General features: G+C 41.0%; 22 protein-coding genes and 1 pseudogene. 16 read left to right on the forward strand and 7 right to left on the reverse strand.

All coding sequences use genetic code 11. From position 1 onward, the window contains the following. The 15 genes and pseudogenes from CYK18_RS07065 to CYK18_RS07140 all read left to right on the forward strand — a co-directional run. Nucleotides 1–324, forward strand: a pseudogene (locus CYK18_RS07065) (IS4 family transposase); the annotation flags it as partial. A 351-nt stretch (nt 325–675) separates the two neighbouring features. Continuing rightward, nucleotides 676–2,049: a cell division protein FtsA gene (ftsA, locus tag CYK18_RS07070; protein ID WP_101782314.1), complete on the forward strand. Its 1,374-nt coding sequence runs from the start codon at nt 676–678 to the stop codon at nt 2,047–2,049. Between the two features lie 16 nt (nt 2,050–2,065). Next, a complete protein-coding gene (gene ftsZ, locus CYK18_RS07075) occupies nt 2,066–3,325 on the forward strand; it encodes a cell division protein FtsZ (RefSeq protein WP_023943741.1) in 1,260 nt (419 codons plus the stop codon). Between the two features lie 4 nt (nt 3,326–3,329). Further along, on the forward strand, nt 3,330–4,001 hold the full coding sequence (locus tag CYK18_RS07080; RefSeq protein ID WP_101785838.1) for a YggS family pyridoxal phosphate-dependent enzyme: 672 nt from the start codon (nt 3,330–3,332) through the stop codon (nt 3,999–4,001). Between the two features lie 9 nt (nt 4,002–4,010). Then, nucleotides 4,011–4,550 carry a cell division protein SepF gene (locus CYK18_RS07085; protein WP_000053379.1) on the forward strand — a complete coding sequence of 180 codons (540 nt, stop codon included), beginning with the start codon at nt 4,011–4,013 and terminating at the stop codon, nt 4,548–4,550. Then, complete coding sequence (locus CYK18_RS07090) at nt 4,550–4,813, forward strand: YggT family protein (protein ID WP_000576512.1); 264 nt, start codon at nt 4,550–4,552, stop codon at nt 4,811–4,813. Before CYK18_RS07085 ends, CYK18_RS07090 begins: the two co-directional genes overlap by 1 nt. Next, nucleotides 4,810–5,595, forward strand: coding sequence for a YlmH family RNA-binding protein (locus CYK18_RS07095; protein WP_050203631.1), 786 nt, complete (start codon nt 4,810–4,812; stop codon nt 5,593–5,595). Before CYK18_RS07090 ends, CYK18_RS07095 begins: the two co-directional genes overlap by 4 nt. 8 nt (nt 5,596–5,603) lie before the next feature. After that, nucleotides 5,604–6,485 (forward strand): DivIVA domain-containing protein, encoded by an 882-nt coding sequence (locus CYK18_RS07100; protein ID WP_308300783.1) that lies wholly within the window; start codon nt 5,604–5,606, stop codon nt 6,483–6,485. Between the two features lie 252 nt (nt 6,486–6,737). Further along, a complete protein-coding gene (gene ileS / locus CYK18_RS07110) occupies nt 6,738–9,530 on the forward strand; it encodes an isoleucine--tRNA ligase (protein ID WP_101785842.1) in 2,793 nt (930 codons plus the stop codon). A gap of 402 nt (nt 9,531–9,932) precedes the next feature. Then, nucleotides 9,933–10,313, forward strand: coding sequence for a hypothetical protein (locus CYK18_RS07115; protein ID WP_000837844.1), 381 nt, complete (start codon nt 9,933–9,935; stop codon nt 10,311–10,313). Between the two features lie 13 nt (nt 10,314–10,326). Beyond that, a complete protein-coding gene (locus tag CYK18_RS07120) occupies nt 10,327–10,803 on the forward strand; it encodes a hypothetical protein (protein WP_101785845.1) in 477 nt (158 codons plus the stop codon). Between the two features lie 240 nt (nt 10,804–11,043). Then, a complete protein-coding gene (locus tag CYK18_RS07125; protein ID WP_000240129.1) occupies nt 11,044–11,736 on the forward strand; it encodes a phosphoglycerate mutase in 693 nt (230 codons plus the stop codon). Nucleotides 11,737–11,787: 51 nt separating this feature from the next. Next, entirely contained in the window at nt 11,788–14,199 is a 2,412-nt protein-coding gene (locus CYK18_RS07130) for a glycoside hydrolase family 95 protein (protein WP_101785847.1), read from the forward strand. A 281-nt stretch (nt 14,200–14,480) separates the two neighbouring features. Continuing rightward, on the forward strand, nt 14,481–15,182 hold the full coding sequence (locus tag CYK18_RS07135) for an ABC transporter ATP-binding protein (protein ID WP_101785849.1): 702 nt from the start codon (nt 14,481–14,483) through the stop codon (nt 15,180–15,182). A gap of 1 nt (nt 15,183) precedes the next feature. After that, entirely contained in the window at nt 15,184–17,892 is a 2,709-nt protein-coding gene (locus CYK18_RS07140; RefSeq protein WP_101785851.1) for an ABC transporter permease, read from the forward strand. A 95-nt stretch (nt 17,893–17,987) separates the two neighbouring features. On the opposite strand, the gene tpx is transcribed toward CYK18_RS07140, so the two are convergent. The 4 genes from tpx to CYK18_RS07160 form a co-directional block, all read right to left on the reverse strand. Continuing rightward, complete coding sequence (tpx, locus tag CYK18_RS07145; RefSeq protein ID WP_101785853.1) at nt 17,988–18,479, reverse strand: thiol peroxidase; 492 nt, start codon at nt 18,477–18,479, stop codon at nt 17,988–17,990. Between the two features lie 124 nt (nt 18,480–18,603). Beyond that, nucleotides 18,604–19,533: a metal ABC transporter substrate-binding lipoprotein/adhesin PsaA gene (gene psaA, locus CYK18_RS07150; RefSeq protein WP_000733078.1), complete on the reverse strand. Its 930-nt coding sequence runs from the start codon at nt 19,531–19,533 to the stop codon at nt 18,604–18,606. A gap of 31 nt (nt 19,534–19,564) precedes the next feature. Then, a complete protein-coding gene (locus tag CYK18_RS07155; protein WP_049500957.1) occupies nt 19,565–20,413 on the reverse strand; it encodes a metal ABC transporter permease in 849 nt (282 codons plus the stop codon). Beyond that, complete coding sequence (locus CYK18_RS07160; protein WP_070842407.1) at nt 20,410–21,132, reverse strand: metal ABC transporter ATP-binding protein; 723 nt, start codon at nt 21,130–21,132, stop codon at nt 20,410–20,412. Before CYK18_RS07160 ends, CYK18_RS07155 begins: the two co-directional genes overlap by 4 nt. Nucleotides 21,133–21,309: 177 nt before the next feature. Here CYK18_RS07160 and pepO point away from each other — a divergent pair, with 177 nt between their 5' ends. Further along, nucleotides 21,310–23,202 carry an endopeptidase PepO gene (gene pepO, locus CYK18_RS07165; protein WP_101785855.1) on the forward strand — a complete coding sequence of 631 codons (1,893 nt, stop codon included), beginning with the start codon at nt 21,310–21,312 and terminating at the stop codon, nt 23,200–23,202. A 128-nt stretch (nt 23,203–23,330) separates the two neighbouring features. Here the strand turns inward: pepO and CYK18_RS07170 are convergent, their stop codons facing one another. The 3 genes from CYK18_RS07170 to CYK18_RS07180 all read right to left on the reverse strand — a co-directional run bounded on the left by CYK18_RS07170 (nt 23,331) and on the right by CYK18_RS07180 (nt 24,712). Beyond that, nucleotides 23,331–23,960: an MBL fold metallo-hydrolase gene (locus tag CYK18_RS07170; protein ID WP_101782549.1), complete on the reverse strand. Its 630-nt coding sequence runs from the start codon at nt 23,958–23,960 to the stop codon at nt 23,331–23,333. Between the two features lie 123 nt (nt 23,961–24,083). Then, on the reverse strand, nt 24,084–24,347 hold the full coding sequence (locus CYK18_RS07175; RefSeq protein WP_101782548.1) for a hypothetical protein: 264 nt from the start codon (nt 24,345–24,347) through the stop codon (nt 24,084–24,086). 50 nt (nt 24,348–24,397) lie between these two features. Continuing rightward, a complete protein-coding gene (locus tag CYK18_RS07180) occupies nt 24,398–24,712 on the reverse strand; it encodes a hypothetical protein (protein ID WP_101782547.1) in 315 nt (104 codons plus the stop codon). Nucleotides 24,713–24,729 lie beyond the last annotated feature (17 nt).

A 24,729-nucleotide genomic window follows, 5' to 3' on the forward strand; every position in this document is an offset into this window, starting at 1 on the left:
AAATACAGTGTTGGCTTGGTCAATTTTCATGCAAAAAAGAAGGAAGGGATTCTCCAAGAAATCTTTGCTCGCTTTACAAATTTTAACTTTTATCGTTGGGTAATCTCGCAAGTTGCCATCGACAGTAGTCGTAAAAAACAAAGATACAAAGTGTGTTTCTCAGATGCGGCTTATGCCTGCCGTTTGTTTTTTAACTGTTCCCTTTCTTCTCTCCAGTTGAAAAACTACCTCAAGAAACAGTTATCTATTATTCGACCGAATCGAAAATATCAAAGAAAGATAAAGACCCAATCGGTAGTTGATTTCATCTATAGAGTAACATAAATCTCAAAAAATAGGGTGAAAAAACCTTTATTTGTCATGCAAAAAAATAGAAGATACGATAGAGAATCACTTTGATGATCTCAATCACACCTCCTATTCAAGTAGTTAGATCACTAACTTAATGACATTGAGAAATGAGCTTTCTTTTTTGTACAATAGACAGATTGTTGACAAAGTTTACAGTGAATGAATTTCTGAACAGAAAAACTAAAAAATTGGCTGGTAAATTTAGGAAAAAACTGAGCACGATGAGATTTTTTGTGTTATAATATTCTGTGAATAGCTATGCCTACGTTTAGCTATTGAATATTACGAAGTTAGAAACTTGGAAGATAGAGAGGATGCGATGTAATGGCTAGAGAAGGCTTTTTTACAGGTCTAGATATTGGAACAAGCTCTGTCAAGGTGCTTGTAGCTGAGCAGAGAAATGGTGAATTAAATGTAATTGGCGTGAGTAATGCCAAAAGTAAAGGTGTAAAGGATGGAATTATTGTTGATATTGATGCAGCAGCAACTGCTATCAAATCAGCAATTTCCCAAGCAGAAGAAAAAGCAGGCATCTCAATTAAATCAGTGAATGTTGGTTTACCAGCTAATCTCTTACAGGTAGAACCAACTCAAGGAATGATTCCAGTAACATCTGATACCAAGGAAATTATGGATCAAGATGTCGAAAATGTTGTCAAATCAGCTTTGACAAAGAGTATGACACCTGATCGTGAAGTTATCACATTCATTCCTGAGGAATTTATTGTGGATGGTTTTCAAGGGATTCGTGACCCACGTGGTATGATGGGGGTTCGCCTTGAAATGCGTGGTTTACTTTATACAGGTCCTCGCACTATTTTACATAACCTACGTAAGACAGTTGAACGTGCAGGTGTTCAGGTTGAAAATATTATTATTTCACCACTAGCAATGGTTCAATCTATTTTGAATGAAGGTGAACGTGAATTTGGTGCTACAGTGATTGATATGGGGGCAGGTCAAACGACTGTCGCTACAATTCGTAACCAAGAACTCCAGTTTACCAATATTCTCCAAGAAGGCGGAGATTATGTAACTAAGGATATCTCTAAAGTCTTGAAGACATCACAGAAACTAGCCGAAGGTTTGAAATTAAACTATGGAGAGGCTTATCCTCCCCTTGCAAGTAAGGAAACATTCCAAGTCGAAGTGATCGGGGAAGTAGAACCTGTTGAAGTCACAGAAAATTACTTGTCAGAGATTATTTCTGCACGAATTAAGCATATTTTTGAACAAATCAAACAAGACTTAGACAGGAGACATTTATTGGATCTTCCTGGTGGCATTGTTTTGATTGGTGGAACCGCTATTTTACCGGGTATTGTGGAACTTGCTCAAGAAGTTTTTGGTGTTCGTGTGAAACTCTATGTTCCAAACCAAGTTGGAATTCGTAATCCAGCCTTTGCGCATGTGATTAGTCTATCAGAATTCGCGGGACAATTGACAGAAGTACATCTCTTGGCTCAACGAGCAGTCAAGGGTGATGAAGGATTATTCCAACAACCGCTTAGTTTTGGGGGAATGATTCAGAAAACAGCTCAGTTTGTACAATCAACGCCTGTTCAACCAGCCCCTACCCCAGAAGTAGAGCCGGTGGCGTCTACAGAACCAATGGCGGATTTCCAACAAGCTTCACAAAATAAACCGAAATTAGCAGATCGTTTCCGTGGCTTGATCGGAAGCATGTTTGACGAATAAAGAGGAAAAATAAATTATGACATTTTCATTTGATACAGCTGCTGCTCAAGGTGCAGTGATTAAAGTAATTGGTGTCGGTGGAGGTGGTGGCAATGCCATCAACCGTATGGTCGACGAAGGTGTTACAGGCGTAGAATTTATCGCAGCAAACACAGATGTACAAGCATTGAGTAGTACAAAAGCTGAGACTGTTATTCAGTTGGGACCTAAATTGACTCGTGGTTTGGGTGCAGGAGGTCAACCTGAGGTTGGTCGTAAAGCTGCTGAAGAAAGCGAAGAAACACTGACTGAAGCTATCAGTGGCGCAGATATGGTCTTCATCACTGCTGGTATGGGAGGAGGCTCTGGAACTGGAGCTGCTCCTGTTATTGCTCGTATCGCTAAAGATTTAGGTGCTCTTACAGTTGGTGTTGTAACACGTCCGTTTGGTTTTGAAGGAAGCAAACGTGGACAATTTGCTGTAGAAGGAATTAATCAACTGCGTGAGCATGTAGATACTCTATTGATTATTTCAAACAACAACTTGCTTGAAATTGTTGATAAGAAAACTCCACTTCTTGAAGCTCTTAGCGAGGCAGATAACGTTCTTCGTCAAGGTGTTCAAGGAATTACCGATTTGATTACCAATCCAGGATTGATTAACCTTGACTTTGCCGATGTGAAAACAGTTATGGCAAATAAAGGGAATGCTCTTATGGGTATTGGTATCGGTAGTGGAGAAGAACGTGTGGTAGAAGCAGCACGTAAGGCAATCTATTCACCACTTCTTGAAACAACAATTGATGGAGCAGAAGATGTGATTGTTAACGTAACTGGTGGTCTCGACTTAACCTTGATTGAGGCAGAAGAGGCTTCACAAATTGTGAACCAGGCAGCGGGACAAGGAGTAAACATCTGGCTCGGTACTTCAATTGATGAAAGTATGCGTGATGAAATTCGTGTAACAGTTGTCGCAACGGGTGTTCGTCAAGACCGTGTAGAAAAGGTTGTGGCTCCACAAGCTAGACCTACTACCAACTACCGTGAGACAGTGAAACCATCTCATTCACATGGCTTTGATCGTCATTTTGATATGGCAGAAACGGCTGAATTGCCAAAACAAAATCAACGTCGCTCGGAACAAGCTCAAGGATCTGCTTTTGGTGATTGGGATTTACGTCGCGAGACAATTGTTCGTCCGACTGATTCAGTAGTGTCACCGGTAGAACGTTTTGAAATTCCAAATTCACAAGATGAAGATGAGTTGGATACACCTCCATTTTTCAAAAATCGTTAAGTAAATGAATGTAAAAGAAAATACAGAACGTGTTTTTCGAGAAGTCGCAGAAGCAAGTCTGAGTGCTCATCGCGAGAGTGGCTCAGTCTCTGTCATTGCAGTTACCAAGTATGTAGATGTACCGACAGCGGAAGCCTTGCTTCCGCTAGGGGTTCATCATATCGGTGAAAATCGTGTAGATAAGTTTCTAGAGAAATATCAAGCTTTAAAAGATCGAGATGTGACTTGGCATTTGATTGGTACCTTGCAAAGACGTAAGGTGAAAGATGTCATTCAATACGTTGATTATTTCCATGCATTGGATTCAGTAAAGCTAGCAGAGGAAATCCAAAAAAGAAGTGACCGAGTCATCAAGTGTTTCCTTCAAGTAAATATTTCTAAAGAAGAAAGTAAACACGGCTTTTCGAGAGAAGAATTATTGGAAGTCTTGCCGGAGTTAGCCAAACTAGATAAGATTGAATATGTTGGTTTAATGACGATGGCACCTTTTGAGGCTAGCAGTGAGCAGTTGAAAGAAATTTTCAAGGCGACCCAAGATTTACAAAAAGAAATCCAAGAAAAACAAATTCCAAATATGCCTATGACCGACTTAAGCATGGGAATGAGTCGTGATTATAAAGAAGCGATTCAATTCGGTTCCACCTTTGTTCGCATAGGTACAGCATTTTTTAAGTAGGAGAGAACCATGTCTTTAAAAGATAGATTCGATAGATTTATAGATTATTTTACGGAGGATGAGGATTTAAGTCTCCCTAATGAAAAACGAGATGAGCCCATTTTAACTCCAGTAAATTCTACACAGGAAAAGGCTCTCTCAACGAATCAAACACCAAGCACAAGTAGTACAAAAGAAAATAATATTACTAGACTGCATGCACGTCAACAAGAGTTAGCAAAGCAAAATCAGCATTCTACTGAAAAAGTAACAATTGATGTTCGTTATCCTAGAAAATATGAAGATGCGATAGAAATTGTTGATTTATTAGCAGGAAACGAAAGTATTTTGATTGATTTTCAATATATGACTGAAGTGCAAGCTCGTCGTTGTTTAGATTATCTGGATGGAGCTTGCCATGTTCTAGCTGGAAATTTGAAAAAGGTAGCTTCTACCATGTACCTGTTGACACCAGTGAATGTTATTGTAAATGTTGAAGATATTCGTTTACCAGATGAAGATCAACAGGGTGAGTTTGATTTTGATATGAGACGAAATAGAGTACGATAATGATTTTTTTAATTCGTATGATTTATAATGCAGTGGATATTTACTCCCTGATTTTGGTAGCCTTTGCTGTCATGTCTTGGTTTCCAGGCGCCTACGAATCAAGTTTGGGTCGTTGGATTGTAGCATTGGTAAAACCAGTGCTTGCTCCTTTGCAACGCCTGCCTTTACAGATAGCAGGTCTTGATTTATCTGTTTGGGTTGCGATTGTTTTGATTCGATTTTTAGGAGAAAATCTAGTCCGTTTTCTGGCGATGATAGGATGAATAAAGGGATTTACCAGCATTTCTCCATAGAAGATCGTCCATTTCTTGACAAGGGAATGGAATGGATAAAGAAGGTAGAAGATAGCTATGCTCCTTTTTTAACTCCTTTTATCAATCCTCATCAGGAGAAGCTATTAAAGATTTTGGCCAAAACCTATGGTCTTGCTTGTAGCAGTAGTGGGGAATTCGTCTCGAGTGAGTATGTTCGAGTTTTATTATACCCAGATTATTTCCAGCCAGAGTTTTCAGATTTTGAAATATCTCTCCAGGAAATAGTGTATTCCAATAAATTTGAACACTTAACGCATGCTAAGATTTTAGGGACAGTCATCAATCAATTGGGGATTGAACGGAAACTTTTTGGAGATATCCTAGTAGATGAAGAACGGGCGCAGATTATGATTAATCAGCAGTTTCTTCTTCTCTTTCAAGATGGATTAAAGAAAATTGGCCGTATACCTGTTTCGCTGGAGGAACGTCCTTTCACCGAGAAAATAGATAAGCTAGAACAGTATAGAGAGCTGGATTTATGCGTGTCTAGTTTTAGATTAGATGTTCTTTTATCAAATGTTTTGAAACTATCTAGAAATCAAGCAAACCAGTTGATTGAAAAGAAACTTGTCCAAGTAAATTATCATGTGGTAGACAAATCAGATTATACTGTTCAAGTTGGAGACTTGATTAGTGTGAGAAAATTTGGGCGCTTGAGATTGCTTCAAGATAAGGGACAAACAAAAAAAGAGAAGAAAAAAATAACCGTCCAGTTATTATTAAGTAAGTGAGGAAAAATATGCCAATTACATCGTTAGAAATCAAAGATAAAACCTTTAGCACACGTTTTAGAGGTTTTGATCCAGAAGAAGTAGATGAATTTTTAGATATTGTAGTTCGTGATTATGAAGATTTAGTTCGTTCTAATCATGATAAGGATTTACATATTAAAAATTTGGAAGAGCGTTTGTCTTACTTTGATGAGATGAAAGATTCGTTGAGCCAGTCTGTATTGATTGCCCAAGATACAGCTGAGAGAGTGAAACAAACAGCACACGATCGTTCAAATAATATTATTCATCAAGCTGAACAGGATGCACATCGATTATTGGAAGAAGCAAAATACAAGGCAAATGAAATTCTTCGTCAGGCAGCTGATAATGCTAAGAAAGTTGCTGTTGAAACCGAAGAATTGAAGAACAAGAGTCGTGTCTTCCACCAACGTCTCAAATCTACAATTGAGAGTCAGTTGGCTATTGTTGAATCTTCAGATTGGGAAGATATTCTTCGTCCAACAGCTACTTATCTTCAGACAAGTGATGAAGCCTTTAAAGAAGTTGTTAGCGAAGTACTTGGAGAACCGATTCCAGCTCCAATTGAGGAAGAACCAATTGATATGACACGTCAATTTTCTCAAGAAGAAATGACAGAGTTACAGGCTCGTATTGAGGCAGCCAATAAAGAATTGGCTGAATTTGAAGCTCAAGCTAAACAGGAAGTGGAAAACCCAACTCCTGTATCGAGTCCTCAAATTGAAGAAGAGACAGCTCATCCAGTTGGTCCAATGTATGAAGAACCAGAAGTAGCTCCAGTACATCCTTCGGCTCCAACACCAGCTACAGAAACGTTTGATTCAGCACCAGGATTTGATGCACCGCAAGAATCCGTTACAATTTTATAAGAAATAATCTGAGAACAATATCTTATCCTTATATTTCCAGCGAGCAGGAGATGGTGTGAGTCCTGCATTCCCTAATGATAAGATTATCCTCTCAAAAACTCAAGTCTGAAGCTAGTAAGATTTGACGTTCCCCACGTTACGGGATAAGAGGGAGAAAGACTAAATCTTTTTCCGAATAAAGGTGGTACCACGATTTTCGTCCTTTTTGGCAGTCGTGGTTTTTAATTTGTTATTATTTATAAAGGAGATACCATGAAACTCAAAGATACCCTTAATCTTGGGAAAACAGCTTTCCCAATGCGTGCAGGACTTCCTACCAAAGAGCCAGTTTGGCAAAAGGAATGGGAAGATGCAAAACTTTATCAACGTCGTCAAGAATTGAACCAAGGAAAACCTCATTTCACCTTGCATGATGGCCCTCCATACGCGAACGGAAATATCCACGTTGGACACGCTATGAACAAGATTTCAAAAGATATCATTGTTCGTTCTAAGTCTATGTCAGGTTTTTACGCACCATTTATCCCAGGTTGGGATACTCATGGTCTGCCAATCGAGCAAGTTTTGGCAAAACAAGGTGTTAAACGTAAAGAAATGGACTTGGTTGAGTACTTGAAACTTTGCCGTGAATACGCTCTTTCTCAAGTCGATAAACAGCGTGAAGACTTTAAACGTTTGGGGGTTTCTGGTGACTGGGAAAATCCATATGTGACTTTGACTCCTGATTATGAAGCAGCCCAAATCCGTGTCTTTGGTGAGATGGCTAATAAAGGTTATATCTACCGTGGTGCCAAACCAGTTTACTGGTCTTGGTCATCTGAGTCAGCCCTTGCTGAAGCGGAGATTGAATACCATGATTTGGTCTCAACTTCCCTTTACTATGCCAACAAGGTAAAAGATGGCAAAGGTATTCTTGATACAGATACTTACATTGTTGTCTGGACAACTACTCCATTTACCATCACTGCTTCTCGTGGTTTGACTGTCGGAGCGGATATTGATTACGTCTTGGTTCAACCTGCTGGTGAAACTCGTAAGTTTGTCGTTGCTGCAGAATTGTTGACTAGCTTGTCTGAGAAATTTGGCTGGGTTGATGTTCAAGTTTTGGCAACTTACCGTGGTCAAGAACTCAACCACATCGTAACAGAACACCCATGGGATACAGCTGTAGATGAGCTCGTTATCCTTGGTGACCACGTTACAACTGACTCTGGTACAGGTATTGTCCATACAGCCCCTGGTTTTGGTGAGGATGACTACAATGTTGGTATTGCTAATGGTCTTGAAGTTGCAGTGACTGTTGATGAACGTGGTATCATGATGAAGAATGCTGGCCCTGAGTTTGAAGGTCAATTCTATGAAAAGGTAGTTCCAACTGTTATTGAAAAACTTGGTAACCTCCTTCTTGCCCAAGAAGAAATCTCTCACTCATACCCATTTGACTGGCGTACTAAGAAACCAATCATCTGGCGTGCAGTACCACAATGGTTTGCCTCAGTTTCTAAATTCCGCCAAGAAATCTTGGACGAAATTGAAAAGGTGAAATTCCACTCAGAATGGGGTAAAGTTCGTCTTTACAATATGATCCGTGATCGTGGCGACTGGGTTATCTCTCGTCAACGTGCTTGGGGTGTTCCGCTTCCAATTTTCTACGCTGAAGATGGTACAGCGATCATGACTGCTGAAACGATTGAACATGTGGCTCAACTATTTGAGGAACATGGTTCAAGCATTTGGTGGGAACGTGATGCCAAAGACCTCTTACCAGAAGGATTTACTCATCCAGGTTCACCAAATGGCGAATTCAAGAAAGAAACAGACATCATGGACGTTTGGTTTGACTCAGGTTCATCATGGAATGGAGTTGTGGTAAACCGTCCTGAATTGACTTACCCAGCAGACCTTTACCTAGAAGGTTCAGACCAATACCGTGGTTGGTTCAACTCATCACTCATCACATCTGTTGCCAACCATGGCGTGGCTCCTTACAAACAAATCTTGTCACAAGGTTTTGCCCTTGATGGTAAAGGTGAGAAGATGTCTAAATCTCTTGGAAATACCATTGCTCCAAGTGATGTTGAAAAACAATTTGGTGCTGAAATCTTGCGTCTCTGGGTAACAAGTGTTGACTCAAGCAACGACGTGCGTATCTCTATGGATATCTTGAGCCAAGTCTCTGAGACTTACCGTAAGATCCGTAACACTCTTCGTTTCTTGATTGCCAATACGTCTGACTTTAACCCAGCTGAGGATGCAGTAGCTTACGAAGAACTTCGTTCAGTTGATAAGTATATGACTATTCGCTTTAACCAGCTTGTTAAGACCATTCGTGATGCCTATGCTAACTTTGAATTCTTGACAATCTACAAGGCCTTGGTGAACTTTATCAACGTTGATTTGTCAGCCTTCTACCTTGATTTTGCCAAAGATGTTGTTTACATTGAAGGTGCCAAATCACTGGAACGCCGTCAAATGCAGACTGTCTTCTATGACATTCTTGTCAAAATCACCAAACTCTTGACACCAATCCTTCCTCACACTGCGGAAGAAATCTGGTCATATCTAGAGTTTGAAGCCGAAGACTTCGTTCAATTGTCAGAATTGCCAGAAGCAGAAACTTTTGCTAATCAAGAAGAAATCTTGGATACATGGGCAGCCTTCATGGACTTCCGTGGACAAGCTCAAAAAGCGTTGGAAGAAGCTCGTAATGCAAAAGTAATCGGTAAATCGCTTGAAGCTCACTTGACAGTTTATCCAAATGAAGTTGTGAAAACTTTGCTCGAAGCAGTAAACAGCAATGTAGCTCAACTTTTGATCGTGTCAGAATTGACCATCGCAGAAGAACCAGCTCCGGAAAATGCTGTGAGCTTTGAAGATGTAGCCTTCACTGTTGAACGCGCTGCAGGCCAAGTATGTGACCGTTGCCGTCGCATCGACCCAACAACAGCAGAACGCAGCTACCATGCAGTTATCTGTGACCACTGTGCAAGCATCGTAGAAGAAAACTTTGCGGACGCAGTCGCAGAAGGATTTGAAGAGAAATAAGGTTGAAAAGTCTAGGGAAAACTCAATTTGAGAAGAAAAGACAACTAATCTTATAGACTATAAAACGCATTGTATCACGTTTTTGAACATCTGATACGATGCGTTTTTATTTATTTTGAAAATTTGCGAGGTGTGACTTTTTATACTCAACAAGAATCAAAGAGAAACTTAGCAAGCTAACAGCAGTAAGATAAAATACGAATTTGATATTGCGGATAAGATTGGTAAATTGTGTCACATTTTTACAATAATAAATTTGTGTAATTGCTTTTGATTTCTGAAAAGTATTATATTTTATTTCATATTATACAAATTTTTATTTTATAATATCAGAAAATACTTTTTTTTTTTAGCAAATATGATACAATTTTATTTGAAAAAAAATAAAAAGGAGATTTTATTATGAAATCAAAAACACTTGCTTTAATTAGTGGTATCGTCGGTCTTGTGGGAGGAATTTTACTTCTTATTGGTCCTTTTGTCTTGTTGGGAACAGCGGTAAATACAGCTGCTACAACTCTTAATGGAGGAGCTACTGCAGGGGCTGTTTCAGGTGTTGCCTTACTCTTGAATGCCTTGAAGATTGCAAATCTTGTTCTTGGTATCATTGCTATTGTTTACTATAAAGGAGATAATCGTGTAGGTGCAGCTCCGTCTGTACTAATGATTGTTTCAGGTGGAGTTAGTCTCATTCCATTCTTAGGATGGGTTGGGGGGATTCTTGCTATTATTGGAGGATCTCTATTTCTTGCAACATTGAAGAAATTCAAATCAGAAGAATAAAAGGTGTTTTAGCATGAAAAGAACAAAACATTTTATCGGTCTAGGAGTAGTCCTATTATCTATTTCTCTTCTCGTTGCATGTGGATCACAAAGTTCAAAGACCGCTTCAACAAGTAATGATGAGAAGACAGTAGCAACATCTAATACCTCAAAAGAAACAATCACTCTTGATACACCGGTTGTAACAGACGATGCGATTGAATCAATACGTACTTATGCAGATTATATAGATCTTTATAAAAAGATTTTTGATGATTATTTTACTAAAGCTGAGGAAAGTTTCAAAGGCACAGCTATGGAAAATAATGAGTCATTCGCTAAACTAAAAGAGTCAACTCAAAAATTATTCGGTGCGCAGAAAAAATTGTATGATTTGCTAGGGTCTACTGAAATCAAGGAAGATGATAAATCAAAATTGTCTCAACAATTGAAAGATTTTAGAGACAATTTGCAAAAACAGTTGAAAACTTTGACAGCTCAGCTACAATAAGATAGAAATTATTTTTTGTAGTAACTGAGAACAATTGGTAAAATTACACCCCAAATGTTAGAAATTGGGGTGTTTTTTAGAGATTAAATAATGAAGATGGAATAGAAACTACCAAAAACAATGTGATTGTCAAACAGTCCTTTCCTTTTTGGTTTTGACTAGCTTTTTTGTGAAAAATTGTGTAAAATAGAATAGATAAACGAGGGGAAACCTCGGAAAATTTAAAGGAGAATCCATCTAATGGTAAAATTGGTTTTTGCTCGCCACGGTGAGTCTGAATGGAACAAAGCTAACCTTTTCACTGGTTGGGCTGATGTTGATTTGTCTGAAAAAGGTACACAACAAGCGATTGACGCTGGTAAATTGATCAAAGAAGCTGGTATCGAATTTGACCAAGCTTACACTTCAGTATTGAAACGTGCTATCAAAACAACTAACTTGGCTCTTGAAGCTTCTGACCAATTGTGGGTTCCAGTTGAAAAATCATGGCGTTTGAACGAACGTCACTACGGTGGTTTGACTGGTAAAAACAAAGCTGAAGCTGCTGAACAATTTGGTGATGAGCAAGTTCACATCTGGCGTCGTTCATACGATGTATTGCCTCCAAACATGGACCGTGATGATGAGCACTCAGCTCACACAGACCGTCGTTACGCTTCACTTGACGACTCAGTTATCCCAGATGCTGAAAACTTGAAAGTGACTTTGGAACGTGCCCTTCCATTCTGGGAAGATAAAATCGCTCCAGCTCTTAAAGATGGTAAAAACGTATTCGTAGGAGCTCACGGTAACTCAATCCGTGCCCTTGTAAAACACATCAAAGGTTTGTCAGATGACGAAATCATGGACGTGGAAATCCCTAACTTCCCACCATTGGTATTCGAATTCGATGAAAAATTGAATGTAGTTTCTGAATACTACCTTGGAAAATAAATCTTGTAAGCCTAGGATTGATTTCTAGGCTTTTTATGTTAGTATGGTAGTATGATAAGAAATAAAAAACAAGATTATGTATTGGCCTACAAGCAACCAGCGTCAACAACATATAAGGGTTGGGAAGAAGAGGCCTTACCGATAGGCAATGGTTCTTTAGGGGCAAAAGTATTTGGGCTTATAGGGGCTGAGCGGATTCAATTCAATGAAAAAAGTCTCTGGTCTGGAGGTCCACTTCCTGATAGTTCAGATTATCAGGGTGGAAATCTTCAGGATCAGTATGGTTTTTTAGCTGATATTCGGCAGGCTTTGGAAAAGAGAGATTACAATCTGGCTAAGGAATTGGCTGAGCAGCATCTAGTCGGGCCAAAAACGAGTCAATATGGGACCTATCTGTCCTTTGGAGATCTTCTCATTGAGTTCAGCCAGCAAGGTAAGACTTTGTCCCAGGTGACGGATTACCAGAGACAGTTGAATATCAGTAAGGCGCTTGCGACGACTTCTTATGCCTATAAAGGGACTATGTTTAAACGAGAAGCCTTTGCCAGTTTTCCAGATGATCTCTTGGTTCAGCGTTTTACTAAGGAAGGGGCGGAAACTCTAGATTTTACTATAGAACTGTCCTTGACCCGCGATTTAGCTTCTGATGGAAAGTATGAGCAGGAAAAATCTGATTACAAGGAGTGCCAGCTGGATATTACTGATTCTTATATCTTGATGAAGGGACGGGTTAAGGACAATGACCTGCAGTTTGCTGGCTGTCTAGCTTGGCAAACGGATGGAGACATTAGAGTCTGGTCGGATAAGGTTCAGATATCAGGAGCCAGTTATGCCAATCTCTTCTTGGCAGCTAAGACGAATTTTGCCCAAAATCCTGCTAGCAATTATCGCAAGAAACTAGATTTGGAGCGACAAGTAAAAAATCTGGTGGAGACAGCTAAAGAAAAGGGCTATGACCAATTGAAATCAAGGCATATTCAGGACTACCAAGCTTTATTTCAGCGTGTTCAATTGGATTTGGGGGCTGAAGTTGACGCATCCACTACAGATGATTTGTTAAAAAATTATAATCCACAAGAGGGGCAGGCTTTGGAGGAGCTGTTCTTCCAGTATGGGCGGTATTTATTGATTAGTTCTTCCAGAGATTGCCCAGATTCGCTACCAGCTAACCTGCAAGGGGTCTGGAATGCGGTCGACAATCCTCCTTGGAATTCGGACTATCACTTGAATATCAACCTGCAGATGAATTATTGGCCAGCCTATGTGACTAACCTCTTAGAGACGGCTTTTCCGGTCATCAACTATATCGATGATTTGCGTGTTTATGGTCGCATAGCGGCTGCAAGGTATGCAGGAATCATTTCTCAGAAAGGGGAGGAGAACGGTTGGTTGGTTCATACGCAAGCGACTCCTTTTGGCTGGACGGCACCTGGTTGGGACTACTACTGGGGCTGGTCGCCAGCTGCCAATGCGTGGATGATGCAAACGGTTTATGAGGCCTACTCATTTTACAGGGACCAAGACTATCTCAGGGAGAAAATTTATCCCATGTTGAGGGAAACGGTTCGTTTTTGGAATGCTTTTTTACATGAGGATCAGCAGGCGCAACGTTGGGTCTCTTCTCCGTCTTATTCTCCAGAACATGGGCCGATTTCGATTGGCAATACCTATGACCAATCTCTGATTTGGCAGTTATTTCATGATTTTATTCAGGCTGCTCAGGAATTGGGGCTGGATGGGGATTTGTTGACTGAGGTCAAGGAGAAGTTTGACTTGCTTAATCCTCTTCAAATCACTCAATCTGGTCGAATCAGGGAGTGGTATGAGGAGGAAGAGCAACATTTTCAAAATGAGAAAGTGGAGGCCCAACATCGTCACGCTTCTCATCTGGTGGGACTCTATCCTGGAACTCTCTTTAGTCATAAGGGGCAAGAGTATCTTGATGCGGCGCGTGCTAGCCTCAATGATCGTGGAGATGGGGGCACAGGTTGGTCCAAGGCTAATAAGATCAATCTCTGGGCGCGTTTGGGAGATGGCAATCGAGCCCATAAATTATTAGCAGAGCAGTTAAAGTCATCCACCTTGCCAAATCTTTGGTGTAGCCACCCTCCTTTTCAGATAGATGGTAATTTTGGTGCTACTAGTGGCATGGCAGAAATGTTACTCCAGTCTCATACAGCTTATCTGGTACCTCTAGCCGCCCTACCCGATGCATGGTCAAGAGGTTCCGTTTCAGGTTTAATGGCACGTGGACATTTTGAAGTTAGTATGCGGTGGGAGAATAAAAAACTCTTACAGATGACCATTTTATCAAGAAGTGGAGGAGATTTGCGAGTCTCTTATCCAGGTATTGAAAAAAGTGTGATTGAAGTGAATCAAGAAAAAGCAAAAGTGAAATGCATAGAGAAAGATTGTATTTCAGTGGCAACAGCAGAAGGCGATCTGGTTCAATTTTATTTTTAAGAAGATGTTATACTCTTCTAAAATCTCTTCAAACCACGTCAGCGTCGCCTTACCGTATATATGTGACTGACTTTGTCAGTCTTATCTACAACCTCAAAGCGGTGCTTTGAGCAACCTGCGGCTAGCTTCCTAGTTTGCTCTTTGATTTTCATTGAGTATTAGAAGGCAGTAGTTTGAGACTGCCTTTTAATAAGGATTTGAGAATGTAAGCAGTTTCCAACTATTTGAAAAAGCGTTATAATGGTAGTAGAAAGTAATTTGTTTGAGAGAGGGTGAGTCTTATGGCTTATATTGAGATGAAACACTGTTATAAGCGTTATCAGGTTGGGGATACGGAGATTGTGGCCAATCGTGATGTGAATTTTGAAATTGAAAAGGGTGAATTGGTGATTATTCTAGGTGCATCTGGTGCAGGCAAGTCAACGGTTCTTAACCTTCTTGGGGGAATGGATACTAATGATGAGGGGGAAATCTGGATCGATAGTGTTAATATTGCAGATTATAGTTCCCACCAGAGGACCAATTACCGCCGCAATGATGTCGGTTTTGTTTTTCAGTTTTATAATCTAGTTTCCAATCTAACTGCTAAGGAAAATGTGGAGTTGGCTTCAGAAATCGTGACAGATGCCTTGAATCCTGAACAGGTTTTGACAGATGTAGGTCTGGCTCATCGTCTCAATAATTTCCCAGCCCAGCTTTCTGGAGGGGAGCAACAGCGAGTCTCCATTGCACGCGCGGTAGCCAAAAATCCTAAAATCCTCCTTTGTGACGAACCGACAGGCGCCTTGGATTATCAGACAGGTAAGCAGGTTTTGAAAATTCTCCAAGATATGTCTCGTCAAAAGGGAGCGACGGTGATTATCGTGACTCACAATGGAGCTTTGGCGCCCATTGCGGATCGCGTGATTCATATGCACGATGCCAGTGTCAAGGATGTGGTGATCAACCAGCATCCTCAGGATATCGACAGTTTGGAGTACTAGCATGATCAAGCGAAAAACCTATTGGAAGGACTTAATTCAGTCCTTCACAGGCTCCAAGGGGCGTTTCTTATCCATCTTGACTTTGATGATGTTGGGATCTCTAGCCCTTGTAGGCCTCAAAGTGACTAGCCCCAACATGGAGGCAACAGCTAATGCTTATTTAACAACTGCTCAAACCTTGGATTTGGCAGTCATGTCTAACTATGGTTTGGATCAAGCAGATCAAGAAGAATTAGAACAGATAGAGGGAGCAGAGGTTGAGTTTGGCTATTTGACAGATGTGACTATGGATAATGGGCAGGATGCCATTAGGCTGTATTCTAAACCAGAGCGAATTTCAACCTTTCAGCTAAGAGAGGGACGACTTCCTCAGTCAGACAAGGAAATCGCTTTGGCTACTCATTTGCAAGGCCAATACAGCGTGGGACAGGAGATTAGTTTTAAAGAAAAAGAAGAGGGTCATTCCTCTTTAAAAGACCATACTTATACCATTACTGGTTTTGTGGATTCGGCTGAAATCCTCTCCCAGCGAGATATGGGCTACGCAGCAAGTGGAAGCGGGACTCTGACAGCCTACGGGGTCATTTTACCTAGTCAGTTTGATCAGAAAGTCTACAATATAGCTCGTTTAAAATACCAAGATTTGTCAGGTTTAAATGCCTTCTCAGTAGCTTATGAAGAAAAATCCAAGCAACATCAGGAAGACCTTGAACAAGCTTTGTCAGATAATGGCAAGGCACGTTTGCAACTCTTGAAAAAAGAAGGACAAGAGTCTTTAGACAAAGGCCAAGAGACCCTTGACAAGGCTGAGACTAATTTGCAGGAAGGCAAGCATCGTTTAGCAGCTGCTCAAGCTCGTTTACAGGCTCAGGAAAGTCAACTAGCCTTGCTTCCTCAAGCTCAGAGAGAGCAGGCTAGTGCTCAACTTACCCAAGCTAAGCAGGAATTGAGCAAGGAAGAGGACAAACTAAAGCAGGCTGAACAAAATCTAGCCCAAGAAAAGGAAAAATTAGAAAAACATCAGCAAGCCTTGGATGAATTAGCTGAGCCCAAGTATCAAGTCTATAATCGTCAGACCATGCCAGGTGGTCAAGGCTACCTCATGTACAGTAATGCTTCAGCCAGTATTCGGGCAGTGGGCAATATCTTTCCTGTAGTGCTTTATGCCGTAGCGGCTATGGTGACCTTCACAACTATGACTCGTTTTGTGGATGAAGAGCGAACTCATGCAGGGATTTTTAAGGCCTTGGGATATCGTAGCAAGGATATTATTGTCAAGTTTCTCCTTTATGGTCTAGTAGCTGGGACTGTAGGAACAGCTCTAGGTAGTATACTTGGACATTATTTACTAGCCGGTGTGATTTCAAGTGTCATTACAAAAGGCATGGTGGTGGGAGAAACCCAGATTCAGTTCTATTGGACCTATAGCTTACTGGCTCTTGTCTTGAGTTGGTTGGCGAGTGTGTTACCAGCCTACTTGGTAGCTCGTAGGGAACTTCATGATGAAGCAGCCCAGCTTTTACTGCCTAAACCTCCTGTTAAAGGAGCTAAAATCATACTGGAGCGTATCGGTTTTATCTGGCGCCGTCTCAGTTTTACTCATAAGGTAACAGCTCGCAATATCTTCCGTTATAAGCAGCGGATGTTGATGACGATCTTTGGTGTGGCAGGTTCAGTCGCTCTGCTCTTTGCAGGTTTGGGAATCCAATCCTCTGTAGCAGGAGTTCCGTCTAGACAGTTTCAACAAATTCAACAGTATCAGATGCTAGTCTCTGAAAATCCTAGTGCGACCAATCAGGACAAGGTAGAGCTAGCAGAAGTGTTGAGAGGGCAGGATATCCAAGCCTATCAGAAAATCTATTCTAAAACGCTAGACAAGGATTTCAAAGGTAAGGCTGGTCTCCAGACCATTACCCTTATGATGACAGAGAAGGAGGATTTGACTCCCTTTATCCATCTGCAAGACCATCAGCAGGAGCTGACATTAAAAGATGGGGTCGTTATTACAGCTAAACTCGCCCAGCTAGCAGGTGTCAAGGTTGGACAGAGTCTAGAAATTGAAGGTAAGGAACTAACGGTCGCTGCCATTGCTGAGAATTACGTTGGTCACTTTATTTATATGAGTCAATCTAACTATGAGCAACTTTACGGACAGCTACCTCAAGCCAACACTTATCTGGTTACGTTAAAGGATTCTAGTGCGACTAGTATCGAAAGGCAGGCAGGTTTACTCATGAATCAATCTGCGGTGTCCAGCGTTGTCCAGAATGCTTCAGCTATTCGACTCTTTGACTCCGTCGCTAGCTCACTCAATCATACCATGACCATCTTGGTCATCGTATCGGTTCTATTGGCTATTGTTATCCTTTACAATCTGACCAATATCAACGTGGCTGAGAGAATCCGTGAACTCTCCACTATCAAGGTTCTCGGTTTTCATAATAATGAAGTCACCCTCTACATTTATCGTGAGACGATTGTGCTGTCCCTTGTGGGAATTGTACTTGGTCTGGTATCTGGTTTCTATTTACACCAATTTTTGATTCAAATGATTTCGCCTGCGACTATTCTCTTTTATCCGCAGGTAGGCTGGGAAGTATATGTAATCCCAGTGGCAGCAGTAAGTATCATTTTGACCCTACTTGGTTTCTTTGTCAATCATCATCTGAGAAAAGTTGATATGCTTGAAGCCTTGAAATCTGTAGAGTAAGGCGATTGTTTTTAGCTGATTGCCCTTGTATTTACACGTAAACAAAAATCCTCCGTTTCAAAGAGTAGGGAACTCTTTGTGACAGAGGATTTTTTCTATAGGGCTTTAGCAGCTGCAATTGCGGCTTCGAAGTTTGGTTCAGAGTTGATATTGTCCACGTATTCAACGTAGCGAATAGTATTGTCGGTATCGAGGACAAAGACTGCGCGTGCCAATAGGTGCCACTCATTGATTAAGAGAGCGTAATCACGTCCAAAGGAATGGTCGAAATAGTCTGAGAGCATGATGGCATTTTCAAGACCTTCAGCACCACACCAACGTTTTTGGGCAAAAGGGAGGTCCATGGAAACAGTCAAGACAACTGTATTATCCAGTCCAGCCAGTTCTTCATTAAAGCGACGCGTTTGAGTTGAGCAGATACCTGTATCGATAGAAGGAACGACACTCAAGACTTTTTTCTTGCCATCAAAATCAGATAGAGATTTTTTAGAAAGATCTGTTGCAGTGAGAGAAAAATCGAGCGCCTTGTCGCCGACTTGTAGTTGTTTACCTGTAAAGCTCACAGGATTTCCGAGGAAAGTTACCATAAGATACTCCAATCTTTTTTCTTCCATTTTAGCTGAAACAGTCGAAATTTTCCAATGATTTGACCGGAAATATGGGCATAGAAAAAACGTCATCTCACGTGTGAGAATGACGTTTTTCAGAGGCTTATTTTGCCAATCCTTCAGCAATCTTGTCAAGGTTGTATTTCATCATGTTGTAGTAGCTATCGCCTTCTTTACCTTGTTCTGCGATAGAGTCAGTAAAGATTTGTGCGTAGATTGGGATGTTTGTGTCTTGAGAAACAGTTTTCATTGGACGGTCATCCACACTTGATTCTACAAAGAGTGAAGGAGTTTTTGTTTGGCGAAGTTTTTCAACCAAAGTCTTGATTTGGTCAGGTGTTCCTTCTTCTTCAGTGTTGATTTCCCAGATGTAGGCACTTGGGACACCGTAGGCTTTAGAGAAGTATTTGAAGCATCCTTCGCTGGTTACGATAAGTTTTTTCTCAGCAGGGATGTTGTTAAATTTCTCCTTAGCTTCCTTATCAAGTTTGTCTAGTTTTTCAGTATATTCTTTGAGATTTTTTTCGTAGAATTCCTTGTTGCTAGGGTCTTTAGCGCTCAATTGTTTTGCTATATTTTTAGCAAAAATCATACCGTTTTCAAGGTTGAGCCAAGCGTGTGGGTCTTCTTTGCCTTTTTCGTTTTGGCCTTCAAGGTAGATAACATCAACGCCTTCGCTGACTGCAAAGTAGTCTTTGTTTTCAGTTTTCTTGGCATTTTCTACCAATTTTGTAAACCAAGCATTGCCACCTGTTTCAAGGTTGATCCCGTTATAGAAAATCAAATCAGCTTGAGAAGTTTTCTTAACGTCTTCAGGAAGTGGTTCGTATTCGTGTGGGTCTTGACCAACAGGAACGATACTGTGAAGATCAATCTTGTCACCAGCAATATTTTTAGTAATATCAGCGATGATTGAGTTTGTAGCAACAACTTTTAGTTTTTGACCAGAAGCTGCATCTTTTTTTCCGCTAGCACATGCTACAAGAGCAATGACGGAAAGAAAGAGAACGAGTAATGTACCTAATTTTTTCATTAGATCCTCCAATTTATTGGGGTTTTGCCCCTTATTTTAACAAATGTTTATTTTTCAGTTTCAAATATCGTTGTTTTGGAGCGATAAAGAAGCTAATGAGAAAGAAACTAGCGGCTGTAAGCACGATACTAGAACCTGCCGCAACGTTAAAGCTATAGCCGATAAAGAGCCCCAAAACTGAAGCTATCGCTCCAAAGGTTGAGGAAAGGAAAATCATGCTTTTCAGGCTATTAGCATACAGATAAGCAGTTGCAGCTGGGGTAATCAGCATGGCTACAATCAGGATAGTTCCGACACTTTGCATGGCTGTCACAGACACGAGAGTCAGGAGTACCATGAGAAGGTAGTGATAGAAATTGACAGGCATTCCCATGGCTTTAGCCAAGAGTTCATCAAAGGAAGTTATCAAGAGTTGCTTGAAGAAAATCCAGATTAACAAGAGAATGACTGCCCCAACACCCATAGTAATAAACATATCCGTATCTTGGACGGCTAGGATATTACCAAAAAGGATATGGAAAAGGTCAGTTGAACTTTTAGCGACACTAATCAAGATGATACCGAGGGCTAAGAAAGAAGAAAAGGTAATGCCGATGGCGGTATCGCTTTTGATAATCGAGTTCCCCTTGATGTAGGTAATGATGATGGCAGCTAGCAATCCAAAGACAATGGCTCCGATAAAGAAGTCAACGCCCAAGATGAAGGAGAGGGCTACACCTGGTAAGACAGCATGTGAAATGGCATCTCCCATGAGTGACATCCCGCGTAGAATGATGAAACATCCTACAGCTCCAGCTACGACCCCGACGACAATGGCTGTTATCAAGGCATTTTGTAAGAAATGGAATTTTTGCAATCCATCGATAAATTCTGCAATCATAGGTCACCTCCATTGAAAAAGAGTCGATTACCGTAAGCTTCTTTGAGATTGGCTTCGGTAAAGGTTTCTTTGGTTGGACCAAAGGCAATCACTTCTCGATTGACAAGCAAGACTTGATCGAAGTAGTGGGGAACCTTGCTGAGGTCGTGGTGGACGATGAGAACCGTCTTCCCAGCTTTTTTCAGATCTCTCAGCGTATTCATGATGATTTCCTCACTGACAGAGTCAATCCCAACAAAGGGTTCATCCAAGAGGATATAGTCGGCTTCCTGTACCAAACATCTGGCAATCAAGACCCGCTGGAATTGACCTCCAGACAGTTGACTGATTTGCCGTTCAGCATAGTCAGCTAGACCGACGATTTCAAGGGCTTCTTGCACTTTCTTCCAATGTTTAGCCTTTAAACTTCGAAAGAGAGGGATAGAGGGAAAGAGTCCTAACGAGACACATTCCTTGACTTTGATGGGAAAGTTGTAGTCGATATTGATTTTTTGTTCGACATAGGCGATTCGGTGTAAGGATTTTTTAACTTCCTTGTCATCGAGAAATGCCTGACCTTGATGTGGGATAATTCCCAGCATACCTTTTAATAATGTTGATTTTCCAGCACCGTTTGGACCAATGATACCGGTAATTGTTGGTCCTTGAAGCACTAGTGAAATATCCTTAAGTGCCAATGTTTCTTTGTAGGAGACACTGAGGTTTTCGATACGTATCATAAGCTTGTATTCCTCCTGCCTCTTAATATACATTAAAAAAAAAATTAAGTCAAGTTAATTTTTGAAAAAATTAAAATAATAACTGAAAAATGATGGAAAAGGAAAGTTCATTTTTAATTGCATTCCCAGGTAATTTTTGTTAAGCTAAAAACAAGTATAAATGAAAGCGAGAACAAGATGACACGTTATCAAGATGATTTTTATGATGCTATTAATGGAGAATGGCAGAAGACAGCTGAAATCCCAGCAGATAAGTCTCAAACGGGAGGTTTTGTTGATTTAGACCAGGAAATTGAAGACCTGATGCTAGCGACAACAGACAAGTGGTTGGCAGGTGAAGAGGTTCCTGAGGATGCTATCTTGGCAAACTTTGTCAAATACCACCGCCTAGTTCGTGATTTTGATAAGAGAGAAGCTGACGGTATCACACCTGTCTTACCTCTTCTTAAAGAATTCCAAGAATTGGAGACTTTTGCTGATTTTACAGCTAGACTAGCAGAGTTTGAGCTTGCTGGAAAACCAAACTTCCTTCCTTTTGGGGTATCACCAGACTTTATGGATGCTAGAATCAATGTTCTGTGGGCTAGCGCTCCAAGCACGATCCTTCCAGATACGACCTACTATGCAGAAGACCATCCTCAGCGCGAGGAGCTCTTGACTCTTTGGAAAGAAACCAGCGCAAATCTTCTCAAGGCTTATGATTTCTCTGATGAAGAAATTGAAGACTTGTTAGAGAAAAGATTAGAATTGGATCGCCGAATCGCGGCAGTGGTGCTTTCTAATGAAGAAAGTTCAGAGTATGCTAAACTCTACCATCCATATTCATATGAAGATTTCAAGAAATTTGCGCCTGCCCTACCTCTGGATGACTTCTTCCAAGCCGTTCTTGGACAAGTACCAGACAAGGTTATTGTAGACGAGGAACGTTTCTGGCAAGCAGCAGATCAATTCTATAGTGAAGAAGCTTGGCCTCTCCTCAAGGCAACCTTGATTTTGAGTGTTGTGAATCTTTCAACCAGCTATTTAACAGAAGAAATCCGTGTCTTGTCAGGTGCCTATAGCCGTGCGCTTTCAGGAGTTCCAGAAGCCAAAGACAAGGTCAAGGCAGCCTACCAGCTAGCACAAGGTCCTTTCAAACAAGCCTTGGGTCTCTGGTATGCCCATGAAAAATTCTCCCCAGAAGCTAAGGCAGACGTGGAGAAAAAAGTGGCAACCATGATTGATGTCTATAAGGAGCGTTTGGCCAAGAATGACTGGCTGACTCCTGAAACTCGTGACAAGGCCATCGTCAAACTCAATGTCATCAAGCCTTATATTGGTTATCCAGAAGAATTGCCAGAACGCTACAAGGACAAGGTAGTGGATGAGACTGCTAGTCTTTTTGACAATGCTCTTGCCTTTGCGCGTGTGGAAATCAAGCACAGTTGGAGCAAGTGGAACCAGCCTGTAGACTATAAGGAATGGGGTATGCCTGCTCATATGGTCAACGCCTACTACAATCCACAGAAGAACCTGATTGTCTTCCCAGCGGCCATTTTGCAAGCGCCTTTCTATGACTTGCATCAGTCATCTTCTGCTAATTACGGTGGTATTGGGGCGGTTATTGCCCATGAAATTTCCCACGCTTTTGATACCAACGGGGCTTCCTTTGATGAAAATGGTAGTCTCAAGGACTGGTGGACAGAGAGCGACTATACTGCCTTCAAGGAGAAAACACAAAAAGTTATTGACCAGTTTGATGGACAGGATTCTTATGGTGCAACCATCAACGGTAAATTGACTGTGTCAGAGAACGTGGCTGACTTGGGAGGAATCGCTGCAGCTCTTGAAGCAGCCAAGAGAGAACCAGACTTCTCCGCAGAAGAATTCTTCTACAACTTTGGTCGCATCTGGCGCATGAAAGGTCGTCCAGAATTTATGAAACTCTTGGCTAGCGTCGATGTGCACGCGCCAGCCAAACTCCGTGTCAATGTGCAAGTGCCAAACTTCGATGATTTCTTTACAACCTATGATGTCAAAGAAGGAGACGGTATGTGGCGTTCGCCAGAAGAGCGCGTGATTATTTGGTAATGCAAAAAATCTAGTCATCAGAAAAAGGCATCCAATCAGGTGTGAAAAACCTTGATAGGATGCCTTTTGTAATGGAAAGATTTGCTGGATAGTTTACTTAAATTGCGATAGTCATTATCATCATCTTGCTAGAAAAAAGGATTGAAGGTCTTTTCATGAGCAATAGTAGTAGCTGAACCATGTCCTGGATAGACATCGTAGTTTGGTAGGGTGAAGAGTTGAGTCTGGATACTGTGAAGGAGTTGCTCCATGCTACCAGTAGGAAGGTCGGTCCGTCCGATGGTTTCTCGGAAAAGAGCATCTCCAGTCAAGACTAGGTGAGCATCAGGGAAGACTAGGGAAACACCACCGATAGAGTGACCAGGAGTTGGTAGGACAGTGAAACGAAATTCCTCTAATTGATATTCCTCATGGAAGACAAAGGTGTGTTCAGCTGGTTTTGAGACTACATCTACCATATCATCATGACGAGGGAGGCCAGAGAGATTATCGACAGGAGTATAGAGCCAGCTGGCTTCGCTCTCTGCGATATAGACAGGAGGATTGCCAAAAGTCTCGCGCACCAAGTCCAGACTCATGATATGGTCATAATGGGCGTGGGTCAATAGAATGGCACAGATCGGTTTGTTGATCGTCTCGATGGTCTGACGAATAGCGTCCCAATGGCTACCAGGATCGACAACGATGAGATGCTTTTCACCTTCCAGATAATAGGTATTTTCATAGGCAACAGGATTGACGGTTTTATGGATTTTCATATTGGCTCCAATCTCAAAGAATGTACTAAGATAAGTATAGCACAGTTAGGGAGAATAGGTAAGGATTTAGAATGAATTAAAAAACCAGCATGACTAGATGAAGACAGGCTGGTTATCAATTTATCAATATTGGAGAGGTGTTAATTGCCCTTCATAGGTTGCATAAACTCCGTCATTAGCTTGTTTGATAGACGTGATGTTTAGAGTGCCGCCGTAGTTGGCTTCTCGTTTGTCGCTATATTCACTATAACTTATCCTATTGGGCAGGTTCTGGTCGTTAGCATAGTATTGAACGACTGTTTTTTTATAGCCTTGCTGGCTGAATAGGAACAAACAGCTAACTCCTAACACTAGGAGAGCAAAAATAGAAATAGCAGTTTTTTTCATAGGTGTTCTCCTTATAAACTAAATGATAAAAGAAAGTATCTTGAGGATTTTTAATTCCAAAATCCAGTCAAGGTACCAGTGTATGTGACACGAGTTCCACCGTTTGATCTTCGTACACTATCTATTTCAAGTGTTCCTTTGAAGGTTGAATGGAAACCATCATTATATTCTGAATAGTAGATAGTTGGTGGGATGTAACCATCATCGTTATAGTATTTTGTTACTGTTTTACTATAACTATGAGAATATATACGCTCATAACGAGGACCTTCAAAGTTATTTGTTGTATTGGTTTCAGCAGCATTGATTGGAACGGCAATGGATAGAGCAGTAGCTCCTAATAGTGTTAGTACAATTTTTTTCATAGGATACTCCTTTGTAA

The organism is Streptococcus mitis, assembly GCF_002860865.1.
Lineage (GTDB): Bacteria > Bacillota > Bacilli > Lactobacillales > Streptococcaceae > Streptococcus > Streptococcus mitis_AT.